Below are 26014 nucleotides of genomic sequence, written 5' to 3' on the forward strand. Positions count from 1 at the left end.
GCCAGCGAGCCCCGTGCCGGGCAGCCGCGCGGTGGCCGCCGCAGCAGCGGAGCCCTTGCCGGGACGGGGCCGCGGGGCCGGGTCCCCCGGCCGGACCGGCACGGCGCCGTCAGGTGATCGCCGCGAAGGCTTCCACCAGCCGCGTCGGGCCGGAGACGATCAGCAGGTCGCCCTCCTGCACCAGGGTGTCCGGGCGGGCATAGGTGAAGTCCTCGCGCGGCCGCTTCACGCCGACGATGGTCACGCCGTAGCGCGCGCGCAGGGCGGACTCCGCCAGGGTACGGCCGGCGGCCTCGCGCGGCGCGCGCGTCTTGACGATGGCGAAGCCGTCGTCGAACTCGATGAAGTCGATCATCTTCCCGGTGACCAGGTGGGCGACGCGCTCGCCCATGGCGACCTCGGGGTAGACGACGTGGTGGGCGCCGGTGCGTTCCAGGATGCGGCCGTGGTTCATCGTCAGCGCCTTGGCCCAGATGTCGGCGATGCCCAGCTCGCTCAGCGCCAGCACCGTCAGCACGCTGGCCTCCAGGTTGGTGCCGATGCCGACCACGGCGCGGCCGAACTCCGGCACGCCCAGACGGCGCAGCGTGTCCGCATCCGTCGTGTCCGCCTGCACCACATGGGTCAGCTGGTCGGCCCAGCGCTGCACCAGCTCCGCATCCTCGTCGATGCCCAGCACCTCGTGGCCCATCCGGATCAGCGACTGCGCCACCGCGCCGCCGAAGCGGCCGAGGCCGATGATGACGACGGCATCCCCGTCGCGCACGGCGGTCCTAGCCAACGATCGGGCGCTCCTCGGGATAGCGGTAGGGGGTGCGGTGGCTGCGCAGCGCGAGCGCCGTCACCACGGTGACCGTTCCGACGCGGCCCAGGAACATCAGCACCACCAGCACCACCTGCCCCGCGGGCGGCAGCGCGCCGGTGATGCCGGTGGACAGGCCCACCGTCGCGAAGGCGGAGACGACCTCGAACAGCACGGCATCGAAGCCGAAATCCGTCATCGACATCAGCAGCAGGGTCGCGACGCAGACGACGCCGATGGCCAGCAGCGCGACGGTCAGCGCCTGGCGCAGCGTGTCCTGCGGGATGCGCCGGCCGAACGCGTTGGTGTCCGGCTCGCCCCGGATCTCCGCCCAGACGGCCAGGCCCAGCAGCATGAAGGTGGTCACCTTGATCCCGCCCGCGGTGCCGGCGCTGCCGCCGCCGATCAGCATCAGCGCGGCGCTGGCCATGAGCGTCTCCGGCCGCATGGCGCCGGTATCGACGGTGTTGAAGCCGCCGGAGCGGGTCATCACCGCGTGGAACAGCGCCCCGCCGGGCCTTGCCACCGGCGGCAGCGCGCCGAGCGTGCCGGGATTGCCCCACTCATAGGCCAGGACCAGCGCCCAGCCGGCGAGCAGCAGGCCGAGCGTGCCCAGCAGGGTGAGGCGCGTATAGACGGACCAGCGGTCGGGGCGCAGCAGGTGACGGCGCAGGTCGTGGATGACCGGCACGCCGATGCCGCCCAGCACCACCGCGGCCATCACCGGGGCGGTCACGACCGGATCGGCGGCGAAGCGGACCAGGCTGTCGGGCCAGGTGGAGAGGCCGGCATTGGTATAGGCGGAGACGGCATGGAACAGCCCCTGCCACAGCGCCTCGCCCCATGGCAGGCCGTAATGGCCGTGCAGGCGCAGGGCGAGGATGCCGGCCACCAGCAGCTCCGCCCCGAGGGTCAGGGCCAGCACCAGACGCAGGATCGCGGCCACGTCGCCCAGGGCGAGGCTGCGCGTCTCGGCATGCGCCACCAGCCGGGAGGAGAGGCGCAGCCGGCGGGTGACGAGCAGGCCCAGCAGCGTCGCCCCGGTCATGATGCCCAGCCCGCCGAGCTGCATCAGCAGCAGGATCACCCCCTGCCCGAAGCGCGACCAGTGGGCCGCCGGGTCCACCATGGCGAGGCCGGAGAGGCTGGTGGCGGAGACGGCCGTGAACAGCGCCGAGAGGACGGAGGAACGGCTCTCCCCCGCATGCGCGGCCGGCAGCAGCAGCAGCGCCGTGCCCAGCAGCATGACGCCCAGGAAGGCGAGCGGCACGATCCGCACCGGGTTGCGGACCGCCGCCGCCATGGCCGCCCCCATGGTCCGGTGGCCGGTCGCGTGCCGCAGCAGGACCGGCGGCAGGTCGTGGCAGGGCGCCGGCGAGGGGGATGGCGCGTCCGCCCCGCCCCTCGCCCGCTTCGGCCACGGCCCGGGAGGCGAGGGGCGGCGCATCTCAGCCTGTCCGGGCCCCGTGCAACGGCTCGGCCGGCGTGGCTGCCCGCGGTGCCCCCTCCCCCTTCGCCTGGCGCACGAAGTCCCGGACCAGCGCGGGGTCCTTGCGTCCGCGCGCGGACTCCACGCCGGAGGAGACGTCCACCCCCGGCGCGCCGGTGAGCCGGATCGCCCCGGCCACGTTGCCCGGGGTCAGACCGCCCGCCAGCAGCCAGGGCCGTGGCACGACCCGCCCAGCCAGCAGCGACCAGTCGAAGGCGGTGGCGTTGCCGCCCGGCAGGGCGGCGCCGGGCGGCGCCCGGGCGTCCAGCAGCAGCCGGTCCGCCACCGGGGCGTAGCGGTCGATCTCCGCCAGGTCCGCGGCCGTCGCGATGCCGATGACCTTCATGACCGGCAGGCCCAGGCGCGCCCGGATCGCGGCCACGCGCTCCGGCGCCTCCGCCCCGTGCAGCTGGACCACGTCGAGCCGCAGCGCGGCCAGCACGGCATCCAGCAGGTCGTCGGCCGGATCGACGAAGAGGCCCACCCGCTCCGGGCCGCCCTCCGCCCATGCCGGCCCCAGCGCGGAGAGCGCCGCGGCTGTCGCGGGCGTGACGGAGCGCGGCGAGGGCGGGAAGAAGTTGAGCCCGATCAGCTCCGCCCCGGCGGCGACGGCCGCCTCGAACCCCGCCGGGTCGTTCAGCCCGCAGATCTTGACGGCGACGGCCATGCTCAGCGCGGCAGCTCCGCCACCACCGCCTCGGCCGCGGCGGCGGGGTCGGCGGCCCGCGTGATCGGCCGCCCGACCACGATCCAGTCCGCCCCGGCGCCGATCGCCTCGGCCGGGGTGGCGACCCGCGCCTGGTCGCCCGCCGGCGCCCCGGCCGGGCGTACCCCCGGCACGACGAGGTAGGGCGCCTCGCCGAAGGCATCGCGCAGGCGGGAGATCTCGTGCGGGCTGCACACCAGCCCATCCGCCCCCGCCTCCAGCGCCAGCCGCGCCAGGCGCAGCACCTGCTGCGAGGTGCCCCCGGCGACGCCCGTCGCGGCCAGGGTCGCCGCATCCAGGCTGGTCAGCACCGTCACCGCCAGGATCGCCGGCCGGGCATCGCCGCCCGCCGCCTCGGCCGCCTCGCGCGCCGCCGCCACCATGGGCGCGCCGCCGGCGGCGTGGATGGTCAGCATGGCCGGGCCGAGGGCGGTGGCCGAGCGCACCGCCCCGGCCACGGTATTGGGGATGTCGTGGAACTTGAGGTCCAGGAAGACCGGCGCGACCGCCTGGGCCTGCCGCACCGCCTCGCCCCCCGCCGCGACGAACAGCTCCAGCCCGACCTTCAGCAGCCCGGCGCGGCCGGCGAGGCCGGCGGCCATGGCCTGTGCCCTCGCCGGGTCGGCCGTGTCGAGCGCGACGATCAGCTGCTCGCGGCCCGATTGCGGGCGGCGGATCAGCGGCATGGCGGGGCTCAGCGCCCCGCCAGGGCGACGGCCCGGCCGGTGGCGGGGGCGCCGGACGGCGCGTTCACCGGCTTGGCCAGCTCGGCGCGCAGCTCCTCCACCTCCGCCTCCAGGCGGCGGTTGCGCCCGGCCAGGCTGCGGGCCCGGCGGCGCGCCGGCAGGGCGGCGGCCCAGGCCACCGTGGCCCCCAGCAGGAAGGCGAGCGCGGAGACGGAGAGCACTGCCACGGCCAGCGGCGTCACCCAGGCCAAATCGAAGGGCCAGAACCGCACCGCCACCGGATCGGTGTTGGAGAGGGCGAAGAGAACCAGGACCAGCAACAGCGGCCCGACCAGCAACCAGCGCCACATGCGCCCTACTCCCGCGTCTGCAGCGGGCCGCCGTTCACGCGCTCCCGCAATTCCTTGCCCGGCTTGAAATAGGGCACCGCCTTGCCGGAAACAGCCACCGTCTCGCCGGTCCGGGGGTTTCGCCCCTTGCGGGCGTCGCGTTTCTTCGCCGTGAAGGCGCCGAAGCCGCGCAGCTCCACCCGGTCGCCCCGGGCCAGGGCGGCCGAGATCTCCTCCAGGATGGTGGCGACGATCAACTCGATATCCGGCTGTCGCAGATGCGGGTTGGCGGCGGCGAGGGACGCGATCAGCTCAGATCTGGTCAATGATCCCTCCCGGACGCCCGCTCAGCGCGCCACAGGCTGCCAAAGCGCCGCCGCCCCGTCAACGAGGCCCAGCTGGGCAAGCCCTTCCGAAACAACGGTTTGCGCCAGGGAGACGACCAGGCGGGACAGGCGGCTGCGGCCGGTCGTCTCCAGCTCGCGCGCCTCCGTCCGCTCCGCGATGCCGTGCTGGGCGGCGAGGAAGGCCCGCGCCTCCCGCTCGCCGCCGATGGCGTCGATCAACCCGACCCCGAGGGCCTGGCGGCCGCTGTAGACGCGTCCGTCGGCCAGCTCGCGCACCCGCTCCTCGGGCAGCTTGCGGCCCTGGGCGACCAGGGCGACGAAGCGGGACTGCATGTCCTGGAGGACGCCCTCCAGCACGCGGCGCCCCTCCTCGCTCAGCGGCGCGAAGGGGCTGGGCTGGGCCTTCAGCGGGCCGGAGGCCAGGGTGACGGCCTCCACCCCGATGCGGGACATCAGCTCCTGCACGTTGAAGCTCTGGAGGAGCACGCCGATCGAGCCGGTCAGCGTGGAATCGCGGGCGAAGATCCGCTCCGCCGGCAGGGCGATCATGTAGCCGGCCGAGGCGGCCGTGCCGCCCATCACCGCCACCACCGGCTTGCCCGCCTCGCGGAAGCGGGTCAGCGCCGCGTGCAGCCCCTCCCCCCCGGCCAGCGTGCCGCCGGGGCTGTCGATCGCGACCACCAGGGCACGGGTCTCCGCATCCCGCGCCGCCTCGTCCACCGCCTCGATCACCCGGCGGTCGTCGGTGATGGTGCCGCGCACCGTCAGCCGGGCCACGGGCGAGGCGCCGAGGCTCGGCAGCTCCGCCGGCGCGAGGGCCACCGCCAGCACGCCCAGGACGGAAAGCACCGCGAGGGCACGCCACAGGGCGCGGCTTCGCTTCAGGCGGCGGCGGTCGATCAGCGCATCAGGGTCGAGGGCCATGCCCGCCTTGTGCCGCCGCGCGGCACGGCGCGCCAGGGGGCTTGGCCGGCGCGCCGGGCGGACCGCTCGTCCGCCGGTCGCATCGCCCGGCCCAGCCCCGCGCCGTGGCCCGAGACGGCGAGGAGGAAGGCCACGGCGACGCTGCATGCCGCCGGGTCCCGGAACGCGAAGCGCCCCGGGGATCGCTCCCCGGGGCGCCTGCAGGCTTTTGCATCGCGGCCGGTGGCCCGGCCGCGGCGCAGCTTACTCCTCGGACATGCCCTGGCGGCGGCGGATGGCCGCGCCCAGGATGTCGCCCAGCGAGGCGCCGGAGTCGGAGGTGCCGTACTCCTTCACCGCCTCGCGCTCCTCCTCGACCTCCTTGCCGCGGATGGTCAGCGACAGGCGGCGGGCCGCACGGTCGACCATGACCACCTTGGCATCGACCTTCTCGCCGACGGCGAAGCGCTCGGGGCGCTGGTCGTTGCGGTCGCGGGCCAGCTCAGCGCGGCGGATGAAGCCCGTCAGGACCTCGTCCACCTTCACCTCGATGCCGTTGGACTCGATCTTCGTGACGACGCCGGTGACGATCTCACCCTTGCGCACGCGATCCAGCACCTCGGCCGCCGGGTCGGACTGAAGCTGCTTGATGCCGAGGGAGATGCGCTCCTTCTCCACGTCCACGTCCAGCACCTTGGCCTGGACCGTGTCGCCCTTGCGGTAGGACGCCATCGCCTGCTCGCCGGACATGTCCCAGGACAGGTCGGACATGTGCACCATGCCGTCCAGGTCGGGGCCGAGGCCCACGAACAGGCCGAACTCGGTGATGTTGCGGATCTCGCCCTCGACGGTCGAGCCCGGCGGGTGCTGCTCCAGGAAGACCTCCCAGGGGTTGCCCTGGGCCTGCTTCAGGCCGAGCGAGATGCGGCGCTTCGGCTCGTCCACGTCCAGGATCACCACGTCCACCGCCTCGGAGGTCGCGACGATCTTGCCCGGATGGACGTTCTTCTTGGTCCAGCTCATCTCGGAGACGTGGACCAGGCCCTCGACGCCCGGCTCCAGCTCCACGAAGGCGCCGTAGTCGGTGATGTTGGTCACGCGGCCGGAGAACTTGCCGCCCACCGGGTACTTGACGGCCACGCCTTCCCACGGGTCGGACATCAGCTGCTTCATGCCGAGGCTGATGCGCTGGGTCTCCGGGTTGAAGCGGATCACCTGCACCTTGACCTGCTGGCCGATGGTCAGCGCCTCGGAGGGGTGGTTGATGCGGCGCCAGGCGATGTCGGTGACGTGCAGCAGCCCGTCCACGCCGCCCAGGTCCACGAAGGCGCCGTAGTCGGTGATGTTCTTCACCACGCCGTCGAGCACCATGCCTTCCTTCAGGCCCTGGATCAGCTCGCTGCGCTGCTCGGCACGCGTCTCCTCCAGCACCGCGCGGCGGCTGACGACGATGTTGCCGCGGGCGCGGTCCATCTTGAGGATCTGGAAGGGCTGCGGGCTGCCCATCAGCGGGCCGACGTCGCGCACCGGGCGGATGTCCACCTGGGAGCCGGGCAGGAAGGCCACGGCGCCGCCAAGGTCGACGGTGAAGCCACCCTTCACGCGGCCGAAGATCGTGCCGTTGACGCGCTGCTGCGCCTGGAACTGCTTCTCGAGGTTGGTCCAGGCCTCCTCGCGCCGCGCCTTCTCGCGCGACAGGACGATGGAGCCGTCCCGGTCCTCGTAGCGCTCGACGAAGAGCTCGACCGTGTCGCCGGGCTTGACCTCGGCCTTCTGGCCCTGCGGGGCGAACTCGCGGAGCGGCACGCGCCCCTCGCTCTTCAGGCCCACGTCGACGACGGCGACGTCGTCGTCGATGCGGATCACGCGGCCGGTGACGACCGAGCCGGCGAAGCCCGTGTCGGCGCCCAGCGTCTCGTCGAGCAGGGAGGCGAAATCCTCGACCGGGCGGTCAAGGGTGGTGGCAGATGCCATGTAGATGTCTGTTCCTGAGGGGGCCGCCCGTCCCGGAAGAGGGGCACGGCAGCCGGTGTCCTGCGCCCCCTGCCGGCCCCGCTGTTGCGGTGGACACCGGACGGACACGTCTTGCCCGGGGAAAGCCCGGGCCGGTTGGGATCACCCGCCCGCGACCGGATGCGACCGGCACATGGACGAGCGCCGCGACAACCCGGATGGGCCGCGCGGCACGCTGCCCATACAACCTCCGCGTCCTTACGTCAAGGAAATATCGGCCTTTTCGGGCCTTATCCCGGCAGTCCGGCCAGCCGGGCGCGGAGCATCTCCAGCGCGACGGCATGGGCGGCCTCGGCATCCAGCGCCGTGGTATCCAGCAGCATCGCGTCCGGGGCGGCCACCATGGGCGCCGCGTCGCGGGCGGCATCCCGGGCATCGCGCGCCGCCATCTCCGCCGCCACCGCCTCCAGCGTCACCGCCTCGCCGCGCGCGCGCCGCTCCTCCCAGCGGCGGCGGGCGCGCTCCGCCGGGCTGGCGGTGACGAAGATCTTCGCCGTCGCATCCGGGAAGACCACCGTGCCGATGTCCCGCCCGTCCAGCACCGCCCCGGCCCGCAGGGCGAAGCCGCGCTGGAACTCCAGCAGCGCCGCCCGCACCTCGGGGATGGCGGCAACCTGGCTGGCGGCCGCATCCGTCTCCCGCGCGCGCAGCCCGGGATGCGACAGGTCCTCGGGCTCCAGCGTGCGCGCGGCGGCCTCGGCCGCGGCCGCGTCGGCCGGGTCGCGGCCCGCATCCAGCACCCGCCGGCCCACGGCGCGATAGAGCAGCCCCGTATCCAGGTAGGGCAGCCCCAACTCGGCCGCGATCCGCCGTGCCAGCGTTCCCTTCCCCGCCGCCGCGGGGCCGTCGATGGCGATGACCGGCGGCGTCACCATGAGCCGCGCCCCAGACCACTCTCACCCCGCATGGGCAATCCCCTCCGATCCGGAACCGAAGCGGAGGGACAGGCCCCGCAGCTCCGGCTGGCCCTCCACGCGCAGGACGGGCCCCTCCTCCGACACGCCGGCCCCGAAGCGCCGTGCCAGCGCCGCGGCAGGGCCGGAACCCGCCGGCACCAGGCTGGTGCCGCGGGCGCAGAGCGCCGCGACCAGCAGCGCCGCGCGAGTCGCCGGCCCGGGGCCGTCGCGCCCGTCCCCGGCCATGGCGCAGTCCAGGGGCAGCAGCATCCCGCTGCCCTCGATCGCCAGCGGCAAGCCGCCCGCGCCCCGGGCCGTGAGCCTGGCGCCGCCAGCCACCAGCGGCACCGTCAGCGCCTCGGGCAGCGGCGCGGTCCTCTCCCCCGCCAGCACCGCGAAGCCGGCATGGCCGGCCAGCAGGCCGAGCAGCAACTGCGCCAGCATGTCCGAGCCACCGGCCTCCAGCACCACCGCCGGCTCCGCCAGCCCGCCGATCCCCCGGCCGCAGATATGCCAGTGGCCCGCCCCGCGCTCCTCGACGGGCACGCCGAGCCGCCGCAGCGCCGCCGCCGCATCGCGCAGCGCCGGCGTCGAGGGAGCGTCGGACAGCACCGTCTCGCCCGTCGACAGGGCACCGAGCAGCATGGCCAGCAGCGCGTCCGCCTCCCCGTCCGGGGCGGGCGGCGTGGCCGGGTCGCGCAGCGCGGCGGCGGGTCCGGTGGGGTCTGGCACGGCGGGGCGTTTGACATGCGAGGGGGTGCGTGGCAATCGCGCGCCCCTCATCGCCCCCCTTAGTGGAAGGGCCGTGCCTGCCTGCGGAAACGATGTGCCGCGGGCGGGGCGTGACCCCGACCAGAGAGCAGGACCCGAACCCCCATGGCCAAACCAGAGCTCGGCCTGAAGCGGACCTGCGTGGCCTGCGGCACGAAGTTCTACGACCTCGCCCGCACGCCCGCCGTCTGCCCCAAATGCGGCACCGAGCAACCGGCCGAGCAGCCCCGCCTGCGCCGCCCCGCCGCCCCGGTGGACGACAAGCTGCGCAAGCGCGCCGCGGTCGGGGGCGCCCCCGAGGCCGACGACGTGGAGGTGGAGGACACCGAGACGGATGCCGGAGTCGAGGACGCCGAGGAGCTGGAGGAAGACGAGGATCTCGGCGAGGAGATCGGCGTCGAGAGCGAGGGCGACGAGGAGGGCTGAGGCCCTCCCCTGCCGGGGCGGCGGGCGGCCGGGTCTGCCGCCCGCCGACCGTCAGCCGCGCCTGGCCCTGCCCTCCCCCTTGAGGGGATCGTGGCCCCAGTTCATCAGGCTGTAGCGCCAGCGGCTGTGCCCGGCATCCTTGGCGGGCCCGCCCTGGGCCAGGTGGCGGTGCACGTAGCCGGTCACCTTGCGCATGTGCGCCAGCTCCGCCTCGCTCCATTCGTGTTTGGCGGGCCTGCGCAGGAGCTCCACGATCTTCCGGCCGGACTGGTGGCCCACCGCCTCCGTCTCGTCCTCGCGGGTGAAGCCGACCTCGCGGCTCTCGTCCGTCTCCAGCCAGTCCTCCAGCTGTTCGGGCGTCATGTTCACCGCCTCGCGGAAGCCGCGCACGACGGCGTCGGCGTCGTCATCCCCCGCGCTCATCGGGCCGCCCCGTGATGCCCATCGGGGCGACGGGACGCGGCGCGGTTCGCGGCCCGCGTCGCCGCGGCCTGCTTCGCCGCCGCCGAGCGCTGGGCCGCCGTCCGGCCGTCGCCCCTGGCCGCCGGCGTCGCGGCGCCCTTGCGCGCCCGTGACGCCTTCGCCGCGACATCCGCCGGCTGGGCGGAGAACTGGCGGCCCGCCTTCGTGTCCCGCCGCTTGCGCGCCGTGCTGCGGTCGTACGCCTCGTCGGACAAGGCCTCCCGCGCCTTGCGCGGCAGGTAGCGCTCGCCCGTCTCGCCGGACGGGCGGCCGGACCGGGTGCCCCAGTCCTCCTTCGTCCACGCCGCGAGGCTGTTGCCGGGGCTCTTCGCGCCCTCGTAGCCGCCGCCGGCCTTCTTGTACTCCGCGACCGCGAGCTGCGCCTTGCGCGCCGACCACTGCCCCGGCTCGCCGCCGCGGCCGCCGCGCGTGACCGCCGCCTTCACCCGCTCCCAGAGGGCCGGATCGCTCCGCCTCGCCCTGCCGTCCGTCGCCATGCCCTGCCTCCGCGCATCCCGGAACGCGCCCGGAACGGCGGCAGGCAGGCGGCGTTGCGCCGCGCGGCGCGGATGACCGGAAGGTGTTGCCGGCGGCGGTGGCTCAGCCGCCCCGCCAGGCCGCGATCAGCGGGAAGAGGCCGAAGACCAGCAGCAGCGCCACCAGCAGCGGGAAGATCAGCACGAAGGCCGCCAGCTGCCCCAGCGTCAGGCGCGAGAACCAGCCCACCACGCCGCGCGGCTCCGGCCCGCTCATGCCGGATCCTCCGGCGGCAGGACCTTGCCGGGGTTCATCAGCTCACCCGGGTCCAGAGCCGCCTTGATCCGGCGCATCGTCGCCAGCTCCGCGCCGCCGCGCCAGTCCCGCAGCATGCCCGTCTTCAGGCGTCCCACCCCGTGCTCGGCGGAGAAGGAGCCGTCCATCGCCCGCACCACCGCGTTCACCGCCTCCATCAGCCCGTAGCCCCGGGCAAGGAAATCGGCGCGCGCCATGCCCTCGGGCTGCTGCACGTTCATGTGGATGTTCCCGTCGCCCATATGGCCGAAGGCGATCACCCGCGCCTCCGGCATCAGGGCCAGCACCGCCGCGCGGCCCCGGCGCAGCATCTCCGGCACGCGGGAGATCGGGACGGAGACGTCGCTCTTCACGCTGGCGCCGGCGCGGGTCTGCGCCTCCGGCAGACCCTCGCGCAGGGCCCAGATGGCGGCACGCTGCGCCTCGCTCTCCGCCAGCACCGCATCCTCCACCTCGCCCGCCGCCAGCGCCTCCTCCAGCACGGCCTCGAGCAGGCCGCGCAGGCCGGCATCGGGGCGCGAGGTGGCGAGCTCCACCAGGACGTAGTGCGCGGCGGGGCGCGCCAACGGCAGGCTCGCCCCCAGGCCGTGCCGCAGCACCAGGTCCATGGCGGGCCCGGCCAGGTACTCGAAGGCGCGCACCGCCGTCTCGTCGCGGCCGCGCAGGCGGCGGAACAGGGCAAGCGCGGCGTCCTCATCCGCCACGGCGCAGAGCGCCACCTCCTCCGACACGCAGCGCGGCACGAGGCGCAGCACCGCCGCGGTGACGAAGCCCAGCGTCCCCTCCGCGCCGATGAAGAGCTGGCGCAGCGCATAGCCCGTGTTGTCCTTGCGCAGCCGGCGCAGCGCATGGATCACGGCACCGTCCGGCAGCACGACCTCCAGCCCCAGGCACAGCTCTCGCGCGTTGCCGTAGCGCACCGTGGTGTTGCCGCCGGCATTGGTGGAGAGGATGCCGCCGACCGTGGCCGACCCCTCCCCGCCGAAGGAGAGCGGGAAAAGGCAGCCGGCGGCCTCGGCATGCTCCTGCGCCGTGCGGACGATCATCCCCGCCTCGACCGTCATGGTCATGTCGACGGGGTCGAGGTCGCGCAGCCGGTTCATCCGGGCGAGGGAGACCAGCACCTGCCGTCCGCTCTCATCCGGGACGGCGCCGCCGACCATGCCCGTGTTGCCGCCCTGGGGCACCATCGGCACGCCGGCGGCGGCGCAGAGCCGCACCGCCCCGGCCAGCTCCTCCGTCGAGGCGGGGCGCAGCAGGCAGGGCGCCGCGCCGTGATAGAGGCCGCGCCAGTCGGTCAGGTGCGGCGCCATCGCCTCCGGCGCGGTGACCAGCCCCTGCTCGCCCAGGAGGGCGTGGAGGGTGGCGAGCAGATCCGTTCGGATGGCGGGGTCTCCCGGGCAGGCGGGCCTCGGACGGACCCTCCGGCTCTTCTCGCGAACCGCCTGGCCGGAGGCAAGGGCGGTCCCGCCACCCCCGGCCGTTGAGAGCGAAAATCAACTCCTGTATCCACCGGCGGCATGACCCAGCGGGGGGAGCCCATGGCCGTCGCCCGCGACCGAGGCCCATGAACGCCATGCCCACCGCCCAAGCCCTGGTGCCGCTGCCCGGGGCGGACCGGCACCTCGCCCCGCTCTGCGGGCATTTCGCGGAGCACGGCGCCGTCGTCACCCAGGACGCGGCAGGCTGGCACATCTCGCACGCGCTCGGCCGCGCCTCGCTCTCGGCCGGGCGCGACACGCTGCACCTGCGTGCCGAGGCGGGCGAGCTGGGCGACCTGCTCCAGCTTCGCGGCATCCTCGCCTGGCATGTCGAGCAACTGGAGGCCGGGACCGGCGGGGCGCCCGAGGTCCGCTGGACGGGCGATGGCTGCGACGACGACCGCCTGCCGAACCTGCGGGTGATGCGCGTCCTGGAGAACCGCGTGCTGACCCCGGCGATGCGGCGCGTGACGCTGGCGGGCGACGACCTCGCGCATTTCGCCGGCCGGCGGGCGATCCATGTCCGCCTGCTCCTGCCGCCGCCCGGCGTGCGCGATCCGGAATGGCCCCGGGCCGGTGCCAACGGCCTCCCCCGCTGGCCGAAGGGGCCGCGCGCCGCCGTGCCGCGGGTCTACACGCTGCGCCGGGTGGATGTGGCGGCGGGGCGGGTTGAGGTGGACATGGTGGTGCATGGCGACGAGGGGCCGGGCACCCGCTGGGCCCGCCGCGCCGCGCCGGGCGATCCGGTGGGCATGATCGGACCGGGCGGCGGCATGCCGTCGGCGGCCCCCTGGGTGCTGCTGGCCGGGGACGAGACCGCCCTGCCCGCCATCGCCCGCGCCGTCGAGGCCATGCCGCCCGGCGCGCGCGGCGAGGTGCTGATCGAGGTGGACGGGCCGGAGGAGGAACAGCCCCTCGCCGCCCCTCCAGGGGTGCGGCTGCGCTGGCTGCACCGGCACGGGGCCGCGCCGGGCACGGGCGACGGGCTGATCGAGGCGGTGGGCGCCGTGCCCTGGCCGGCGGAGGACGGGGCCCGGGCCTGGATCGCGGCGGAGGCGCGCACGGCCGAGGCGCTGCGCCGGCTGTTCCGCGAGGAGCGCGGGCTGCCGCGCGAGGCCGTCACCACAGCCGCCTACTGGCGCCTGGGCGCGGCGGGGTAGCCGTCCCCACCTTGCCCGCGGAGGCCCGGCGCTATCCGCGCGAGGGGTCCAGGCTGGTCCAGTAGGTGCCGTCGAAGGGCATGGCGGTGAAGCGGGCGTTGATCTCCGCGAGGGTAGCGGCGGGGTCGATGTCGGGGAAGAGCCCCGGGCGCAGCCAGCGGGCCACCGCCTCGACCGCGGTGATGTTGATCGCCGTGCCGTTGAAGGCGTTCCACAGGCCGTGGGCGCGGCCGTCGCGTATGGCCGGCAGATGGGCCAGTTCCGGCGCCCGCACCACCTCCGCCAGGCTCTGCCGCGCCGCGTCGGCCGGGGCGCCGGTACCCAGGCGCAGGCCCGCGGCCTCTTCGGGCCGGTACAGGCCGGTGCCGATATAGACCTCCGGCTGCAGCGTCAGCACCTGCTCCAGCCCGAGCTGCCCGCCGCGCGCCGTCGGCAGCAGGCCGGCGGCGACGTTCCGCCCCCCCGCCAGCTCCAGCATCTCGCCGCTGCCCTCCTGCCCCGCGACCCAGCAGCAGGGCCAGCGGCCGGGGAAGGCCTGCAGCAGCACCGCCGGCCCCGGCCCGGCCGTGACGACGCGGGACCGGATCCGCTACAGGCGCGCCTCGTAGAAGCGGGCATAGGCCTCGGCCGCCTCCTCCCGCCCCAGCGCCTGGCCCAGCAGGCGGATGGTGGGCAGGGTATGGGCGATCGGCTTCAGGAACAGGTCCACGAAGACCACCGGCACCCCCGCGGCGCCGAGAAGCTCCACCATGCGGCGCACCTCCTCCGAGGCCTGCTGCCACAGCGCCAGGATGACCAGGTCGGGCTGCAGCGACAGCGCCCGCTCGGTGGAGACGGTCTGGCCGACGCCGGCCGAGACCTCCGGCACCTGCTCCAGGCGCGGAAAGCGGCGGCCGAGCGCGGCGTGGCTGGCCGGATCGACGACGCGCAGGTCGCCGCCCATCCCGACCAGCAGCGACACCGGGTCCGGGTGCAGCAGCACCATGTTCAGCAGTTGCGAGCTCTCGCCCAGCAGGACGGCGCGCGGCTGCCGCGGGATCACCACCTCGCGCCCCGCCAGGTCCCTCACCCGGCGCGGCCAGCCAGGCTGAGACCGGGCCACGCGTGGGGCGGCGGGCAGCACGCCACCGGCCATGGCGGCTGCCACCCCCCGTCGGGACACCATGCGAGGGGGACGCCGGTCCATGCGGAGGTCCATCCGGGTTCTGCGAACCCGTCGCAATATCGGAGCGGACCGCAAGCCGGCAAGCCGGGGCCTGGGCAGCCATGCTGGTTGGGGCGCCAGGATTCGAACCTGGGAATGGCGGTACCAAAAACCGCTGCCTTACCGCTTGGCTACGCCCCAGCCGGCGCCCTGCCCCTTAATCCGCCCGGCGGTGGGTCGTAAAGCCCCGGCCCGCCCGCGAGGCCTCCGCCCCAGCGCCACCATCCGGCCGGCAGCCGCATCGCCGCGGCCTCCGCCTCGGCGGGAGAGGCAAAGAGCCCGAAGCAGGTCGCGCCGGACCCGCTCATCCGCGCCAGCAGGCAACCGGGCAGCGCCGCCAGGGCGGCCAGCACCTGCCCCACCTCGGGGCACAGCGAGATGGCGGCGGCCTCCAGGTCGTTGCGGCAGGCCCGCAACGTCTCCGCCAGCGCCGCCGCGCTGTCCCAGCCGGCCGGAAGGTCGGCGGGGGAGGAGAAGCCCGGCGCCCGGGCCCGGAAGACCGCCGGGGTGGAGAGCGGCCGGCGCGGATTGGCCAGGACCAGGCCGCAGGACGGCAGGGTCGGCGCGGGGGAGAGACGCTCCCCGATCCCGGCCATGCGCAGCGGGGCGGAGGCGAGGCAGGCGGGCACGTCCGCCCCCAGGGACAGCGCCAGCCCGCCGGAGGCGGGCGCCACGCCCCAGAACCGCGCCAGCAGGCGCAGCGCCGCCGCCGCGTCGGCCGAGCCGCCGCCGATGCCCGAGGCCACCGGCAGCCGCTTGTCCAGGTGCAAGGCCGCCGCCGGCGCGATCCCCGCCTCCCGCGCCAGGCTGCGCGCGGCGCGGAGGACGAGGTTGTCCGGCTCGGCCGCCAGGGCGCCGGCCTCCGGCCCGCCGAGGGTCAGTCCCAGCCCGTCCGCGGCCGTGGCCCGCAGGCGATCGCCGGCCGCGGCGAAGACGACGAGGCTGTCCAGCTCGTGATAGCCATCCGGCCGCTGGCCGGTGACGTGCAGGAACAGGTTGATCTTGGCCCAAGCCGGCTCCTCGCCGGACGCCCAAGCCGGCTCCTCGCCGGACGCCCAGGCCGGCTTGCCGCCACATGCCCGGGCCGCCGTCCTGCCGCCGGCGTCGCCCGGGCCGGCAGCCGGGGCCGCCGCCCAGCCCGCCACGCGTCAGCGCGCCGCGGAGGCCGAGACCGGGGCCGGCGTGCCGTCGTGCAGCTTCGCCTGGATGCGCGGCACCTCCACCGGGTCGGGGCCGAGGTCGAGCGCCCGGCTCCACTGGTAGCGCGCCTCCACCCGGCGGCCGAGCGCCCAGTAGGCATCGCCGAGGTGGTCGTTGACGGTGGCGTTGCGCGGCTCCAGCTCGGCCGCGCGCTCCAGTTCCTTCACCGCGCCGCGCAGGTCGCCGAGGCGGAACAGCACCCAGCCGTAGCTGTCGGCGATGTTGCCGTCCTGCGGCTGCCGCTGCGCCGCGCGCTCCAGCATGCGGCGCGCCTCGGGCAGCCGCTCGCCGCGATCGGCCCAGGTATAGGCGAGGTAGTTCAGCACATAGGGCTGCTCGGGCGAGAGCTTCAGCGCCTCCTGGAAGCGTCCCTCCGCCTCCGGCCAGCGCCCGCTGCGCTCCAGCGCGATGCCCGCGGCATAGAGCAGGGACCAGCTCGGCTGCCCGGCCCGGGAGGCGCGCGCCAGGGACTGGTCATAGGCCGCCGCCGCCTCGGCGAAGCGGCCGCGGGCGCGCAGGATGTCGCCCATCCGGGCGGGAGCCTGCGCGGCGTTCGGCTGTGCCTCGGCCAGCCGCGCCAGCACCGCCAGCCCTTCCGCCGTGCGGTCCGCGGAATCCAGCAGCAGGCCCCGGCGCAGCGCGGCCAGCGGCGCCAGCTCGTCATTCTCCGGCACCGCCGCCAGCAGCCGCAGCCCGGCCTCCGGGTGGCGGTCATCGGCCAGCGCCTCGGCCCCCAGCAGCAGGGCCGCGGTGAAGCCCGGCCGCAGCCGCAGCGACAGCCGGGCCAGGATCAGCGACAGCTCCGGCGATCCCTGCCCGCGCAGGGCCGCGCCCAGCGCCAGCTCCGCCTCCGCCATGCCCTCGACCGGGCTGGCCACCGCCCGCCCGGTCAGCGCGGCACGGCGCAGCGCCGGCGACGCGGCCAGGGCCACGTCGTCCTGCCCCTGCGCCATCACGTCGAACAGCCGGGCCCCGTCCGCCTCGCGCCCCGCCCGGGCCAGGATGCCGGCCGCGATCTGCACCAGCCGCAGGTTGGGGTCCGGTGCCTCGGTGATGGCGATGCGGATGAGCCGCTCGGCATCGCGCGGCCGCCCGGCCAGGTCGGCGATCATCGCCGCGTGCAGCGCCGCCAGGCCGCGCAGCCGTCCCTGCTCGACCCAGGGGCGCAAGGTGGTCAGCGCCGCATCCGTGGCACCCCGCCCGGCCTGCGCCCAGGCGATCAGCAGGGGCTGCAGGATCTGCGCCGCCCCCTGGCGCGGCAGCGAGCGCAGCCGCTGCTCCGCCCGGTCCCAGCGCCCCGCCTGGGCGTCCGCCCCGGCCAGCAACAGGCTGGCGAGCTGGTCCTGCGGCAGGCTGCGGGCGAGGCGCGTGGCCTCCGGCCGGCCATCCATCACCGCGGCGGTGAAGGCCCGGCGCAGGACCTCGGGCTGGCCCGGGTCGCGGCGCAGCGCCTCGGCCAGCTCCTCCGCGGCCACCGCGCTGTCGGACTCCCGCTCCGCCACCAGCCCGGCGAGGTAGGGCCCGAAGGAGCCGCGCGGCACCTCGGGCGCCGACGCCTCTCCCCGCGCCGCCATGGGGCCGGCCTCGCCGCCCGAGGCCATGAGGGATGGGCCGGGGGGCGCGCCGCCGGCGGCGCAGCCCGCGAGGAGGGCGGCCGCCAGGAGGGCCAGGCGGGGTCCCGGCCGGAAGGGAACGGGGATCATGCAATGCAGCGTAGGTCAGCCCGCGCGCCGCGCGGAAGGGGGGTTTTCGCGCCCCGACGCGGGAGAGGCAGGGCTGTGGCTTAACCGCCGGTCAGGCGGCGCAGAGCATGATCGGCGTCTTTCCGGGAGACGATCGAAATGTTACGCGATGCAACAAGACTCCGCTCCATGGGAGGATTCGCGATGCGCGCCGTCCTGGCCGCCCTCGTCCTGCTCCTGGCGGCCGCCACGGCGGCGCCGGCCCAGGCGCAGAACCGCTTCTGGCTGCAGAACAACAGCGGCCAGGCCATCCAGTCCGCCTATGTCTCGCCGTCCCGCCTCTCGAACTGGGGCCCGGACATCCTCGGCCAGGGCGTGCTGCCGAACGGCCAGCAGGTCTGGGTGACACCGAATTTCGGGGACTGCGTGCTGGACGTCCGCGTGCGCTACGCCAGCGGGCAGGAGGAGACGCGGATGGGCCTCAACGCCTGCAACATCTCCCGCATCGCCTTCGGCCGGGGCGGCGACGGCGGGGCGGGGGCTGCCATCGGCGGCGGCCCGGCGGGCGCGGCGAGCAGCCGCAACCCCTCCTTCTCCTTCATCAACCAGTCGGGGCAGACGATCCGCGAGCTCTATGTCTCCCTCTCCACCCAGTCGAGCTGGGGCCGGGACCGGCTCGGGAACAACGTCATCAATCCCGGGCAGTCGATCTGGGTCGACCTGCCGCAGGGCGGCACCTGCAACGTGGACATCCGCGTGGTCTACATGTCCGGAGCGGCCAGCGAGCGACGGAACTTCGCGACCTGCCACCTCGAGGGCGTCCGCTGGCGCTGACGCGGCGGGCGGCGATCCGCGGGCGACGATCCGTTCCCTTATTGTTCTTGACCGGAGGAGACCGCGCACCCCATAGTGCGGACGAACGAACCGGGAACGGCATCCCCCCTGCCGGCTCCCGGGGTACGGAGCGTCGCACCCATGCCCGATGGCAGCCTGGGCCGCCCCCTGGTCCAAACCCCCCGCCCTCTCCCCGGCACCCCCCTGCCGGGCCTGCGCAAGGGACGGGGAGCCCTGTCCAACCCCGCCAACCGCTATGAGCGGACGGCACAGGACCCCTTCGACGACGGCTGGGGCACGTTGGCGGAGGCGATGGCGGACCTGCCGCCGCTGGCCACGACGCTGACGCGGGATGCGGCGCGCAGCGCCCTGGCCTGGAACGACAGCCCCGACATCGGCTTCGACCGCAGCATCAACCCGTATCGCGGCTGCGAGCACGGCTGCATCTACTGCTACGCCCGCCCGACCCATGCCTGGCTGGGCCTGTCCCCCGGCCTGGATTTCGAGACCCGGCTGCTGTTCAAGCCGGAGGTCGCGGCGCTGCTGGAGAAGGAGCTGCGCAAGCCGGGCTACGTCCCGCGGCCGGTCGCGCTCGGCTCCAACACCGACCCGTACCAGCCGGTGGAGCGGACGCTGAAGCTGACGCGCTCGGTGCTGGAGATGCTGGAGCGCTTCGGCCATCCGGTGACCATCGTCACCAAGTCGGCCGGGGTCCTGCGCGACCTCGACATCCTGACCCGGATGGCGAAGCGCAACCTGGTCAATGTCTGCCTCTCCGTCACCACGCTGGACGACCGGCTGGCCCGGATCATGGAGCCGCGCGCGGCCGCGCCCGCCCGCCGGGTGGCGGCCATCCGGGCCCTGACGGAGGCCGGCATCCCCGCCGGGGTGCTGGCCGCGCCGATGATCCCGGGCGTGAACGATGCGGAGCTGGAGCGCATCCTGGAAGCCTGCCGCGGCGCCGGCGCGGTGCGCGCGGGCTATGTCCTGCTGCGCCTGCCGCTGGAGATCGCGGAGATGTTCGAGGCCTGGCTGCACGCGCACCTGCCGGATCGGGCCGCGCGGGTCCTCGCCCTGGTGCGGCAGACGCGGGGCGGGCGGATGTACGATTCCGGCTTCGGCACGCGGCAGGTCGGGGTGGGCCCCTATGCCGCCGCCCTGCAGCAGCGCTTCCGGCTGGCGGTGCGCCGCCTGGGCCTGGACGAGGCGGGACGGGGCGGCGGGCTGGATTGCGGCGCCTTCGCCGTCCCGCCCTCGGCGGAGGCGCCACGGCAGCTGGAGCTGCTGTAGCGCCTCGCGACCGGGTGTCCGGAAGGGACTACTGGTTCACCCGCACGTAGCGCAGCGGGAAGTAGTTGTCCGCCATCTGCTGCAGCTGGATGTTGTTGCGCGCCGCCCAGATCACGGTCTGCTGGTGCAGCGGGATGTGGCCGACCTGGTCGGCGTGGATGCGCATCGCCTGGTCGATCATCTGCTGGCGCTTCGCCTGGTCCGTCTCGACCGCGATCTGGTCGGTCAGGCGGTCGAACTCCGCGTTGGACCAGCCGCCGCTGTTGAAGATGCCCCGCGTGCCGTCGCGCGTGCCCATGACGCTGAAGAAGGCGTTGTGCGCGTCATAGGTCGCGGGGGTCCAGCCCAGCAGGTAGAAGCTGGTGTTGTAGCGGGGGTTGTTGATCTCGGCGAAGTAGCGGGCGCGGGTCTGCGCCACCAGCGTCACCTTGACGCCGATGCGGGCCAGCATGGGGACGATGGCGGTGCAGATCGCCTCGTCGTTCACATAGCGGTCGTTGGGGCAGTCCAGCGTCACCCCGAAGCCCTGGGGATAGCCCGCCTCGGCGAGCAGGCGCTTCGCCTCCTCGACATTGGGCCGCACGACGCGGTCGGCGGCCTCCGTCCAGCCGTTGACACCCGGGCCGATCATCAGCCCGGTCGGGCGCGACTGGCCGCGCATGACGGTGCGCTTGATCGCCTCCAGGTCGATGGCGAGCTGGAAGGCGCGGCGCACGCGCAGGTCCTGGAACGGGTTCTTGCCGCGCACGTCGGACTTCAGCAGCTCGGGCCGGTACTGGTCCATGCCGAGGAAGATGGTGCGCAGCTCCGCCTGCTCGTGCAGCCGCACGCCGTTGGTCCGGCGCAGCCGCTCCACGTCCTGCGGCGGGACGGTGTAGATCATGTCCACCTCCCCGGAGAGGAGGGCCGCCACGCGGGTGGAGGCGTTGGAGATGATGTTGAGCGTGACCTCGGTGAGGTTGTGCTCCGGCTTGTCCCACCAGTTCGGATTGTTGCGCAGCACGGTGCGCTGGTCCGGCGCGCGGGAGGCGAGGATGAAGGGCCCCGTCCCCATCGCGTTGCGGGTGGCGAAGTTCTCGTCGCGCGTCGTCAGGTCCATGGCGCGGGTGGCGTTGTTCGCCTCCGACCACTTGCGCGACATAATCGACCAGGTGGTGATCTCCTCGAGGAAGATCGGGTTCGGGTTGGTCGTCTCGAACTCCACCGTCAGCGGGTCGATCGCCCGCACGGCCTTCACCGAGGCGAGCACGTAGTTGAGCTGCGAGCCCGGGGCGCGCACCCGCTCGGCGGAGAAGACCACGTCGTCGGCGGTGAAGGGCGTGCCGTCGGAGAACTTCACCCCGTCGCGCAGCTTGAAGCGCCAGACGGTCGGCGAGGGCTGCTCCCAGGAGACGGCCAGCGCCGGCTCCACCTTCAGCTCGCGGTTCCGGCGGACCAGGGGCTCGTAGATGTTCGCGTTGAAGGAGAGGAGGAAGGTCTCGCTCCGCGTGTAGGGGTCCATCGAGTTGACGTCGCCGTCATTGGCCCAGCGGAAGTTCGCCGCTCCGGCGGGCGCCGCGGCGGAGAGGGCGGTGGCCGCCAGCAACGTGGCGGCCAGGGCGTATCGACGCATGACGGGTTCCTCTCGCATCGGTTCTGCCCGGCAGGCTAGAGCAGTTTGCACCGCCTCGGGAACGCCGCCCTGGGCGATAATCCATGCCGCCGGACAACCGCGCCGCATCGGGGGCCGGACATGAAGAAGGGGGCCGTGGCGCTGCCGCCACGGCCCCCTTCCCATCCCGGTCCGGCGGATTCAGGCCGCCCGCAGCGCCTTCGGCAGGTCCGCCACCGCCCGGTCCACCATGGCGGCGTCCGCCTGGGCATCCAGCCTGGTCGCGATGACCTCCTGCGCCGCCGCCGTGGCGATCTCCGCCGCGGCATGGCGCACCTCGGCCACGGCGCTCGCCTCGGCCGCGGCGATGCGGTCCATCGCCATCCGCTCGCGGCGCTTGGCGCTGGCCTCCGCCTCCGCCGCCGTCGCGTCGGCGAGTCGCTGGGCCTCCGCCTGGGCGCGGGTGATCAGCGCCTCGGCCTCGGCCGTGGCGGCGGCGCGCTCGGCCTCCGCCTGCCGGCGCATGGCCTCGGCCTCCTCGCGCAGGCGGGTGGCCTCGGCCAGCTCCGCCCGCACCGCGTCGGCGCGGGCGTCCAGCGCCGCCGTCGCCTTGCTCCACAGCGTCCGGCCGACCAGCAGCACGAAGATGACGAAGGAGACGGCAACCCAGAACTTCGGGTCGAGCCAGAAGTGCTCGTAGTGGTGCATCAGGCCCTCCCCCGCGCCGCCAGCTCGCGATCCACCGCCGAAGCGACGGCCGCCTGGTCGCGGATGCCGGACAGGCGCTCGACCAGCGCGCCGGCGGCATCGGTCGCGACCTCGCGCAGCGCGCCCATGGCGCTGTCGCGCGCGGCGGCGATGCGGCTCTCCGCCGCGGCGATCTGCTCGTTCAGCCGGGCGTTGAGCGCCTCGGCCTTGCCCGTCGCCTCGGCATTGGCGGCCTGGACCGCGGCGTTGATGGCGGCCTGCGCCTCGGCCCGCGCCTTCGCGCTGGCGTCGCGGTGCGCCGCCTCCGCGGCATCGGCCTCGGCCTTGGCCGCCCGCGCGGCCTCCAGGTCGGAGCTGATGCGGCGCCGGCGGTCCTCCAGCACCTCCGCCACCGGCGGCAGCAGGAAGTAGGCGCAGAGGAAGACGAAGGCGCCGAACAGGATCAGCAGCCAGACGATCTGGCTGATCATCAGCGGGTTGCTGAAGTCCAGCTGCGGCATGCCGCCGGTGTCGCGCGCTTCGGCGGCGGCCACGGCATGGTCGTGCGCGCTGAGCTCCTGGGCGCGGATGGCCGCGGCCCGGTCGGCATCGGGGATGACGGGGGTCACCGGACCGCCCGGCGTCAGCTGCTCGGTCCGCTGGGCCAGAGCGGGGGTGGCAGCGGGCCCGGCAAGGACCGCGATGGCCAGGACGAACGCGGCCAGGAACATCGCGGAGGGGGTGCGGCGGATCACTCGCGTCTCCGTAACGGCGGCTGGCCGGGCCCGCGCACGGGACCCGGCCGCCGCGCGGCTCAGGCGAAGAGGATGAGGAAGGCGATCAGCAGGGCGAAGAGCGCCACCGCCTCCGTCAGGGCGAAGCCCAGGATGCCGATCGGGAACACGGCGTCGCGGGCGGAGGGGTTGCGGGCCACGCTGTTGATCAGCGACGAGAAGATGTTGCCGATGCCCAGGCCGACGCCGAACAGGGCGATCACGGCGAGGCCGGCGCCGAGCGCCTTGTAGGCACCGAGGAAGGCGGCAGCGTCATTCATCGGGAAGTCTCTTTCCTTGTTGGCAGGTGAAGGGTTGCGCCGGCGCTCAGTGCAGGTGCACCGCGTCGTGCAGGTAGATGCTGGTCAGGATCGCGAAGACGTAGGCCTGGAGGAAGGCCACCAGGATCTCGAACCCGACCAGGGCGACGTTGACCGCCAGCGGCAGCGCCGCGCCGAGGAAGCCCACCGCGCCCAGGCTGCCGATCAGCACGACGAAGGTGGCGAAGACCTTCAGCATGACGTGGCCGGCGACCATGTTGGCGAAGAGGCGGATGGAGAGGCTGACCGGGCGCGACAGGTAGGAGACGATCTCGACCGGGATGATGATGGGCGCGAGCCAGACCGGCGCGCCCTCGGGGAAGAAGTACCCGAAGAACTTCTTCCCGTGGATGGCGATGGCCACGATGGTGGTGACCAGGAAGACCAGCACCGCCAGGCCCGCGGTCACCGCGATGTGGCTGGTGTAGGTGAAGGCATAGGGCAGCAGGCCCAGCATGTTGCCGAACAGCACGAACATGAACAGCGCGAAGACGAACGGGAAGTAGCGCCGCCCCTCGTGCCCGACCTGCCCGATCAGGATGCCTTCGACGAACTCGTAGAACATCTCGGCCGCGGCCTGCAGCCGGCCCGGCACCACCGCGCGGCGGCGCATGCCGTACACCATCAGCGCGGTCACCAGCCCGATGGCCAGCAGCATGTGGGCGTTGGACTGGGAGAAGCCGACGGCACGGCCGATGGGACCCAGGACCGGAACCAGCTCGAACTGGCTCAGCGCGTCGATCGTCTTGCCTTCGGTGGCCAAGAGCCCATCCCCGGTCGAGTGGTCAGCGAAGGCGCCGCGGGGCGATCAGACGGTACAGGTTCAGTACCCCGGCGGCACCGCCCACCACGAAGAACACCAGGAGGAGCCAGGGGCCGGTGCCGAGCCATCGGTCCAGCAGCCAGCCGAGCGCCGCCCCGGCGATCAGCGCCGAGACGATCTCGACGCCAGCGCGGAGCCCGATCCCCCACGACCCCTGCGGCAAGCTCCCGCTTCCGTCCCCGTTTCCGGAGCCGGGAGCGGGATCGAGGCCCTGCCGGGCTCTCGCATTCCGCAAACGGGCGTCGAAGCCGTCTCGCTGTGTCACCCCTTGCTCCTCGCGGGAACTCTCCCCGGAAGGCACGCGGCTCGTAAGGTGCGCCCCCCGGCCTGTCAAGCAAGCGGGGCGCCCGGAGTTGCCGCGCGCGATGCCGGGCCGGCGTTCCGGCGCGGGGAAGCGGCCGGCCCGGCGGCGGCGGCGCGGCCGGGAACGGCGCCGCCCACGCCGCCTCAGGCGGAGACGAAGCCGCCCGACTGCCGCTCCCACAGGCGCGCATAGGCGCCGCCGCGCGCCAGGAGCTGGGCATGCGTCCCCTGCTCCACGATCCGCCCCCGCTCCAGCACCATCAGCCGGTCGAGCCGGGCGATGGTGGACAGGCGATGGGCGATGGCGATCACCGTCTTGCCCCGCATCAGCCCCTCCAGCTGCTCCTGGATGGCGGCCTCCACCTCCGAATCCAGGGCGCTGGTGGCCTCGTCCAGCACCAGGATCGGCGCGTCCTTCAGCAGCACCCGGGCGATGGCGATGCGCTGGCGCTGCCCGCCGGAGAGCTTCACTCCGCGCTCCCCGACATGGGCGTCGAAGCCGGTGCGGCCGCGCCAGTCGTGCAGGCTGTCGATGAAGGCCCCCGCCTGGGCGCGCCGGGCGGCCTCCCGCACCTCCTCCTCCCCCGCCCCGGGCCGGCCGTAGCGGATGTTGTCGCGGATCGAGCGGTGCAGCAGCGCCGTGTCCTGGGTGACGACGCCGACGGCGCCGCGCAGCGATTCCGCCGTCACCCCGGCGACGTCCTGGCCATCGACCAGGATCCGGCCGGAATCGGGGGTGAAGAAGCGCAGCAGCAGGTTGACCGCCGTGGTCTTGCCCGCCCCGGAATGGCCGACCAGCCCGACCCGCTCCCCCGGGGCGATCGCCAGGTCCAGCCCGTCCAGCACCGCAACCCCTTCCCGCCCGTAGCCGAAGCGCACCTGCTCGAAGCGCACCTCGCCGCGCGTGACCCGCAGCGGCCGCGCGCCCGGTGGGTCCGGGGCGGTGGGGGGCACGGCGATAGAGTTCATCGCCTCCTGCACCACGCCGATGTTCTCGAAGATGCCGCTGACGTTGAAGGCGACCCAGCCGGAGATGTTGGCGATCTGCCAGGCCATGGGCAGGGCCGCGGCCACCGTCGCCAACCCGATCTCGCCCTGGCCGTAGAGCCAGAGCGCCGTCGTCCCCATGGCGACCAGCATGGCCGCGTTCAGGGTGGAGAGCAGCAGGGCGTTCAGCGTCACCAGCCGGGTCTGGCGCCCGAAGTCGCGGTTCAGCGCCTCCAGCCCCTCGCGCACGAAGGCGTCCTCGTCCGCCGCCCGGGCGAAGAGCTTCACGGTCAGGATGTTGGTGTAGCTGTCCACCACCCGGCCGGTCAGCAGGCTGCGCGATTCGGACGCCTTGCGCGCCCGGTCGCGCAGGCGCGGCACGATGAGGCGCAGCAGCCCCGCGTAGAGGCCGAACCAGACCAGGATCGGCAGCGCCAGCCGGAGATCGGCCGAAGCCAGCCAGACCACCGCCCCGGTGCCATAGACCAGGATGTACCAGACGGCGTTGACCGACTGCACCACGCTCTCGCGCAGGGCCGGCCCCGCCTGCATCACCCGGTTGGCGATGCGGCCGGAGAAGTCCTCCTGGAAGAAGGCCCAGCCCTGGCGCACCACCTGCCAGTGCGCCTGCCAGCGGATCAGGCTGGTGAAGGCGGGGACGATGGCCTGCTGCGAGACCAGGTTCTGGAAGGTGATCGCCAGCGGCCGCCCCAGCAGCAGCACCGCCGCCATGCCCAGCAGCATCGGCCAGGCCTCCGCCAGCAGCCGCTCCGCCGGATGCTCGGACAGCAGCGCCACGACGCGGCCGATGAAGATCGGGATCAGCGCGTCCAGCCCCGCGACCAGCATCCCGGCGCCGAACAGCACGGCGAAGAGCACCTTCGCCTGCCGCCCGTAATGCCAGTAGAAGCCCCAGAGGCTGCGGGGCGGCGGCCCGTCCGGGACCGGCACCCCGAACAGGCGCGCCGCCTTCTCCCCCGGCGGCGCGACGGGGTTCACCAGAGTCTCGAAGAAGCGGAACATCCACCCAACCAACGCCCGGCCGGGGGGCCGGTCA

General features: G+C 74.3%; 29 protein-coding genes and 1 tRNA gene. 4 read left to right on the top strand and 26 right to left on the bottom strand.

Features of this window, described 5'->3' with window-relative positions:
* Window positions 1-109: 109 nt before the first annotated feature.
* The 10 genes from LPC08_RS11825 to LPC08_RS11870 all read right to left on the bottom strand — a co-directional run bounded on the left by LPC08_RS11825 (window position 110) and on the right by LPC08_RS11870 (window position 8903).
* The gene (locus tag LPC08_RS11825) at window positions 110-781 is read right to left on the bottom strand and encodes a potassium channel family protein (RefSeq protein WP_230452864.1); all 672 of its coding nucleotides are present in this window, start codon (window positions 779-781) and stop codon (window positions 110-112) included.
* Window positions 774-2249 carry a TrkH family potassium uptake protein gene (locus LPC08_RS11830; protein ID WP_230452865.1) on the bottom strand — a complete coding sequence of 492 codons (1476 nt, stop codon included), beginning with the start codon at window positions 2247-2249 and terminating at the stop codon, window positions 774-776. The genes LPC08_RS11825 and LPC08_RS11830 overlap by 8 nt, the downstream gene beginning before the upstream one ends.
* A gap of 1 nt (window position 2250) precedes the next feature.
* Complete coding sequence (locus LPC08_RS11835; protein ID WP_230452866.1) at window positions 2251-2958, bottom strand: phosphoribosylanthranilate isomerase; 708 nt, start codon at window positions 2956-2958, stop codon at window positions 2251-2253.
* A gap of 2 nt (window positions 2959-2960) precedes the next feature.
* On the bottom strand, window positions 2961-3683 hold the full coding sequence (gene pyrF / locus LPC08_RS11840; RefSeq protein ID WP_230452867.1) for an orotidine-5'-phosphate decarboxylase: 723 nt from the start codon (window positions 3681-3683) through the stop codon (window positions 2961-2963).
* Window positions 3684-3691: 8 nt separating this feature from the next.
* Complete coding sequence (locus LPC08_RS11845; protein WP_230452868.1) at window positions 3692-4033, bottom strand: lipopolysaccharide assembly protein LapA domain-containing protein; 342 nt, start codon at window positions 4031-4033, stop codon at window positions 3692-3694.
* Window positions 4034-4038: 5 nt separating this feature from the next.
* The gene (gene ihfB, locus LPC08_RS11850; protein ID WP_230452869.1) at window positions 4039-4338 is read right to left on the bottom strand and encodes an integration host factor subunit beta; all 300 of its coding nucleotides are present in this window, start codon (window positions 4336-4338) and stop codon (window positions 4039-4041) included.
* 21 nt (window positions 4339-4359) lie between these two features.
* Window positions 4360-5283, bottom strand: a complete 924-nt coding sequence (sppA, locus tag LPC08_RS11855; RefSeq protein ID WP_230452870.1) for a signal peptide peptidase SppA — start codon at window positions 5281-5283, stop codon at window positions 4360-4362.
* A 243-nt stretch (window positions 5284-5526) separates the two neighbouring features.
* Entirely contained in the window at window positions 5527-7236 is a 1710-nt protein-coding gene (gene rpsA, locus LPC08_RS11860) for a 30S ribosomal protein S1 (RefSeq protein ID WP_230452871.1), read from the bottom strand.
* A 269-nt stretch (window positions 7237-7505) separates the two neighbouring features.
* Window positions 7506-8150 carry a (d)CMP kinase gene (gene cmk, locus LPC08_RS11865; protein WP_230452872.1) on the bottom strand — a complete coding sequence of 215 codons (645 nt, stop codon included), beginning with the start codon at window positions 8148-8150 and terminating at the stop codon, window positions 7506-7508.
* A 21-nt stretch (window positions 8151-8171) separates the two neighbouring features.
* Entirely contained in the window at window positions 8172-8903 is a 732-nt protein-coding gene (locus LPC08_RS11870; RefSeq protein WP_230452873.1) for a carboxyvinyltransferase, read from the bottom strand.
* A gap of 144 nt (window positions 8904-9047) precedes the next feature.
* On the opposite strand from LPC08_RS11870, the gene LPC08_RS11875 reads away from it, so the two are divergent.
* Entirely contained in the window at window positions 9048-9368 is a 321-nt protein-coding gene (locus LPC08_RS11875; RefSeq protein WP_230452874.1) for a TIGR02300 family protein, read from the top strand.
* A 51-nt stretch (window positions 9369-9419) separates the two neighbouring features.
* Here the strand turns inward: LPC08_RS11875 and LPC08_RS11880 are convergent, their stop codons facing one another.
* The 4 genes from LPC08_RS11880 to LPC08_RS11895 form a co-directional block, all read right to left on the bottom strand.
* Window positions 9420-9791, bottom strand: coding sequence for a DUF3140 domain-containing protein (locus LPC08_RS11880; RefSeq protein WP_230452875.1), 372 nt, complete (start codon window positions 9789-9791; stop codon window positions 9420-9422).
* Window positions 9788-10327, bottom strand: coding sequence for a hypothetical protein (locus LPC08_RS11885; RefSeq protein WP_230452876.1), 540 nt, complete (start codon window positions 10325-10327; stop codon window positions 9788-9790). Before LPC08_RS11885 ends, LPC08_RS11880 begins: the two co-directional genes overlap by 4 nt.
* Window positions 10328-10430: 103 nt before the next feature.
* Window positions 10431-10583, bottom strand: a complete 153-nt coding sequence (locus LPC08_RS11890) for a hypothetical protein (protein WP_230452877.1) — start codon at window positions 10581-10583, stop codon at window positions 10431-10433.
* A complete protein-coding gene (locus LPC08_RS11895; RefSeq protein WP_370643339.1) occupies window positions 10580-11935 on the bottom strand; it encodes an FAD-binding oxidoreductase in 1356 nt (451 codons plus the stop codon). Before LPC08_RS11895 ends, LPC08_RS11890 begins: the two co-directional genes overlap by 4 nt.
* A 263-nt stretch (window positions 11936-12198) precedes the next feature.
* On the opposite strand from LPC08_RS11895, the gene LPC08_RS11900 reads away from it, so the two are divergent.
* Window positions 12199-13263, top strand: coding sequence for a siderophore-interacting protein (locus LPC08_RS11900; protein ID WP_230452878.1), 1065 nt, complete (start codon window positions 12199-12201; stop codon window positions 13261-13263).
* A 31-nt stretch (window positions 13264-13294) separates the two neighbouring features.
* Here LPC08_RS11900 and LPC08_RS11905 read toward each other — a convergent pair whose 3' ends face one another.
* The 5 genes from LPC08_RS11905 to LPC08_RS11925 form a co-directional block, all read right to left on the bottom strand.
* Window positions 13295-13810 carry a hypothetical protein gene (locus tag LPC08_RS11905; RefSeq protein ID WP_230452879.1) on the bottom strand — a complete coding sequence of 172 codons (516 nt, stop codon included), beginning with the start codon at window positions 13808-13810 and terminating at the stop codon, window positions 13295-13297.
* A gap of 42 nt (window positions 13811-13852) precedes the next feature.
* Window positions 13853-14332, bottom strand: a complete 480-nt coding sequence (locus LPC08_RS11910) for an ABC transporter substrate-binding protein (RefSeq protein ID WP_230452880.1) — start codon at window positions 14330-14332, stop codon at window positions 13853-13855.
* 201 nt (window positions 14333-14533) lie between these two features.
* A tRNA-Gln gene (locus tag LPC08_RS11915) sits at window positions 14534-14608 on the bottom strand.
* Window positions 14599-15612, bottom strand: coding sequence for a 4-(cytidine 5'-diphospho)-2-C-methyl-D-erythritol kinase (locus tag LPC08_RS11920; RefSeq protein ID WP_255702325.1), 1014 nt, complete (start codon window positions 15610-15612; stop codon window positions 14599-14601). The genes LPC08_RS11915 and LPC08_RS11920 overlap by 10 nt, the downstream gene beginning before the upstream one ends.
* Window positions 15613-15615: 3 nt before the next feature.
* The gene (locus LPC08_RS11925; RefSeq protein WP_230452881.1) at window positions 15616-17370 is read right to left on the bottom strand and encodes a tetratricopeptide repeat protein; all 1755 of its coding nucleotides are present in this window, start codon (window positions 17368-17370) and stop codon (window positions 15616-15618) included.
* A gap of 183 nt (window positions 17371-17553) precedes the next feature.
* Here LPC08_RS11925 and LPC08_RS11930 point away from each other — a divergent pair, with 183 nt between their 5' ends.
* Window positions 17554-18183 (top strand): Tat pathway signal protein, encoded by a 630-nt coding sequence (locus tag LPC08_RS11930; protein WP_230452882.1) that lies wholly within the window; start codon window positions 17554-17556, stop codon window positions 18181-18183.
* Window positions 18184-18324: 141 nt separating this feature from the next.
* Window positions 18325-19473: a PA0069 family radical SAM protein gene (locus tag LPC08_RS11935; protein ID WP_230452883.1), complete on the top strand. Its 1149-nt coding sequence runs from the start codon at window positions 18325-18327 to the stop codon at window positions 19471-19473.
* Between the two features lie 28 nt (window positions 19474-19501).
* Here the strand turns inward: LPC08_RS11935 and LPC08_RS11940 are convergent, their stop codons facing one another.
* The 7 genes from LPC08_RS11940 to LPC08_RS11970 form a co-directional block, all read right to left on the bottom strand.
* A complete protein-coding gene (locus LPC08_RS11940; RefSeq protein WP_230452884.1) occupies window positions 19502-21085 on the bottom strand; it encodes an ABC transporter substrate-binding protein in 1584 nt (527 codons plus the stop codon).
* A 180-nt stretch (window positions 21086-21265) separates the two neighbouring features.
* Window positions 21266-21772 (bottom strand): F0F1 ATP synthase subunit B, encoded by a 507-nt coding sequence (locus tag LPC08_RS11945; protein ID WP_230452885.1) that lies wholly within the window; start codon window positions 21770-21772, stop codon window positions 21266-21268.
* Window positions 21772-22506, bottom strand: coding sequence for a F0F1 ATP synthase subunit B family protein (locus tag LPC08_RS11950; protein WP_230452886.1), 735 nt, complete (start codon window positions 22504-22506; stop codon window positions 21772-21774). The genes LPC08_RS11945 and LPC08_RS11950 overlap by 1 nt, the downstream gene beginning before the upstream one ends.
* Before the next feature lie 59 nt (window positions 22507-22565).
* Complete coding sequence (locus LPC08_RS11955) at window positions 22566-22805, bottom strand: ATP synthase subunit C family protein (protein WP_230452887.1); 240 nt, start codon at window positions 22803-22805, stop codon at window positions 22566-22568.
* Between the two features lie 46 nt (window positions 22806-22851).
* The gene (locus LPC08_RS11960; RefSeq protein ID WP_230452888.1) at window positions 22852-23607 is read right to left on the bottom strand and encodes a F0F1 ATP synthase subunit A; all 756 of its coding nucleotides are present in this window, start codon (window positions 23605-23607) and stop codon (window positions 22852-22854) included.
* 22 nt (window positions 23608-23629) lie between these two features.
* Window positions 23630-23830, bottom strand: a complete 201-nt coding sequence (locus tag LPC08_RS11965; RefSeq protein ID WP_230452889.1) for an AtpZ/AtpI family protein — start codon at window positions 23828-23830, stop codon at window positions 23630-23632.
* A 284-nt stretch (window positions 23831-24114) separates the two neighbouring features.
* Complete coding sequence (locus LPC08_RS11970) at window positions 24115-25980, bottom strand: ABC transporter ATP-binding protein (protein ID WP_230452890.1); 1866 nt, start codon at window positions 25978-25980, stop codon at window positions 24115-24117.
* Window positions 25981-26014 lie beyond the last annotated feature (34 nt).

The organism is Roseomonas sp. OT10 (assembly GCF_020991085.1).
Classification (GTDB): Bacteria; Pseudomonadota; Alphaproteobacteria; order Acetobacterales; family Acetobacteraceae; genus Roseomonas; species Roseomonas cutis.

What these genes read in the sequence shown, in the direction of transcription:
- LPC08_RS11830 (WP_230452865.1), bottom strand. Translation starts at nt 2,249, where the DNA reads ATGCGCCGCCCCTCGCCTCCCGGGCCGTGGCCGAAGCGGGCGAGGGGC.
- LPC08_RS11835 (WP_230452866.1), bottom strand. Translation starts at nt 2,958, where the DNA reads ATGGCCGTCGCCGTCAAGATCTGCGGGCTGAACGACCCGGCGGGGTTC.
- pyrF (WP_230452867.1), bottom strand. Translation starts at nt 3,683, where the DNA reads ATGCCGCTGATCCGCCGCCCGCAATCGGGCCGCGAGCAGCTGATCGTC.
- LPC08_RS11845 (WP_230452868.1), bottom strand. Translation starts at nt 4,033, where the DNA reads ATGTGGCGCTGGTTGCTGGTCGGGCCGCTGTTGCTGGTCCTGGTTCTC.
- sppA (WP_230452870.1), bottom strand. Translation starts at nt 5,283, where the DNA reads ATGGCCCTCGACCCTGATGCGCTGATCGACCGCCGCCGCCTGAAGCGA.
- rpsA (WP_230452871.1), bottom strand. Translation starts at nt 7,236, where the DNA reads ATGGCATCTGCCACCACCCTTGACCGCCCGGTCGAGGATTTCGCCTCC.
- cmk (WP_230452872.1), bottom strand. Translation starts at nt 8,150, where the DNA reads ATGGTGACGCCGCCGGTCATCGCCATCGACGGCCCCGCGGCGGCGGGG.
- LPC08_RS11875 (WP_230452874.1), top strand. Translation starts at nt 9,048, where the DNA reads ATGGCCAAACCAGAGCTCGGCCTGAAGCGGACCTGCGTGGCCTGCGGC.
- LPC08_RS11880 (WP_230452875.1), bottom strand. Translation starts at nt 9,791, where the DNA reads ATGAGCGCGGGGGATGACGACGCCGACGCCGTCGTGCGCGGCTTCCGC.
- LPC08_RS11885 (WP_230452876.1), bottom strand. Translation starts at nt 10,327, where the DNA reads ATGGCGACGGACGGCAGGGCGAGGCGGAGCGATCCGGCCCTCTGGGAG.
- LPC08_RS11890 (WP_230452877.1), bottom strand. Translation starts at nt 10,583, where the DNA reads ATGAGCGGGCCGGAGCCGCGCGGCGTGGTGGGCTGGTTCTCGCGCCTG.
- LPC08_RS11895 (WP_370643339.1), bottom strand. Translation starts at nt 11,935, where the DNA reads ATGGCGCCGCACCTGACCGACTGGCGCGGCCTCTATCACGGCGCGGCG.
- LPC08_RS11900 (WP_230452878.1), top strand. Translation starts at nt 12,199, where the DNA reads ATGCCCACCGCCCAAGCCCTGGTGCCGCTGCCCGGGGCGGACCGGCAC.
- LPC08_RS11925 (WP_230452881.1), bottom strand. Translation starts at nt 17,370, where the DNA reads ATGATCCCCGTTCCCTTCCGGCCGGGACCCCGCCTGGCCCTCCTGGCG.
- LPC08_RS11930 (WP_230452882.1), top strand. Translation starts at nt 17,554, where the DNA reads ATGCGCGCCGTCCTGGCCGCCCTCGTCCTGCTCCTGGCGGCCGCCACG.
- LPC08_RS11935 (WP_230452883.1), top strand. Translation starts at nt 18,325, where the DNA reads ATGCCCGATGGCAGCCTGGGCCGCCCCCTGGTCCAAACCCCCCGCCCT.
- LPC08_RS11940 (WP_230452884.1), bottom strand. Translation starts at nt 21,085, where the DNA reads ATGCGTCGATACGCCCTGGCCGCCACGTTGCTGGCGGCCACCGCCCTC.
- LPC08_RS11945 (WP_230452885.1), bottom strand. Translation starts at nt 21,772, where the DNA reads ATGCACCACTACGAGCACTTCTGGCTCGACCCGAAGTTCTGGGTTGCC.
- LPC08_RS11955 (WP_230452887.1), bottom strand. Translation starts at nt 22,805, where the DNA reads ATGAATGACGCTGCCGCCTTCCTCGGTGCCTACAAGGCGCTCGGCGCC.
- LPC08_RS11970 (WP_230452890.1), bottom strand. Translation starts at nt 25,980, where the DNA reads ATGTTCCGCTTCTTCGAGACTCTGGTGAACCCCGTCGCGCCGCCGGGG.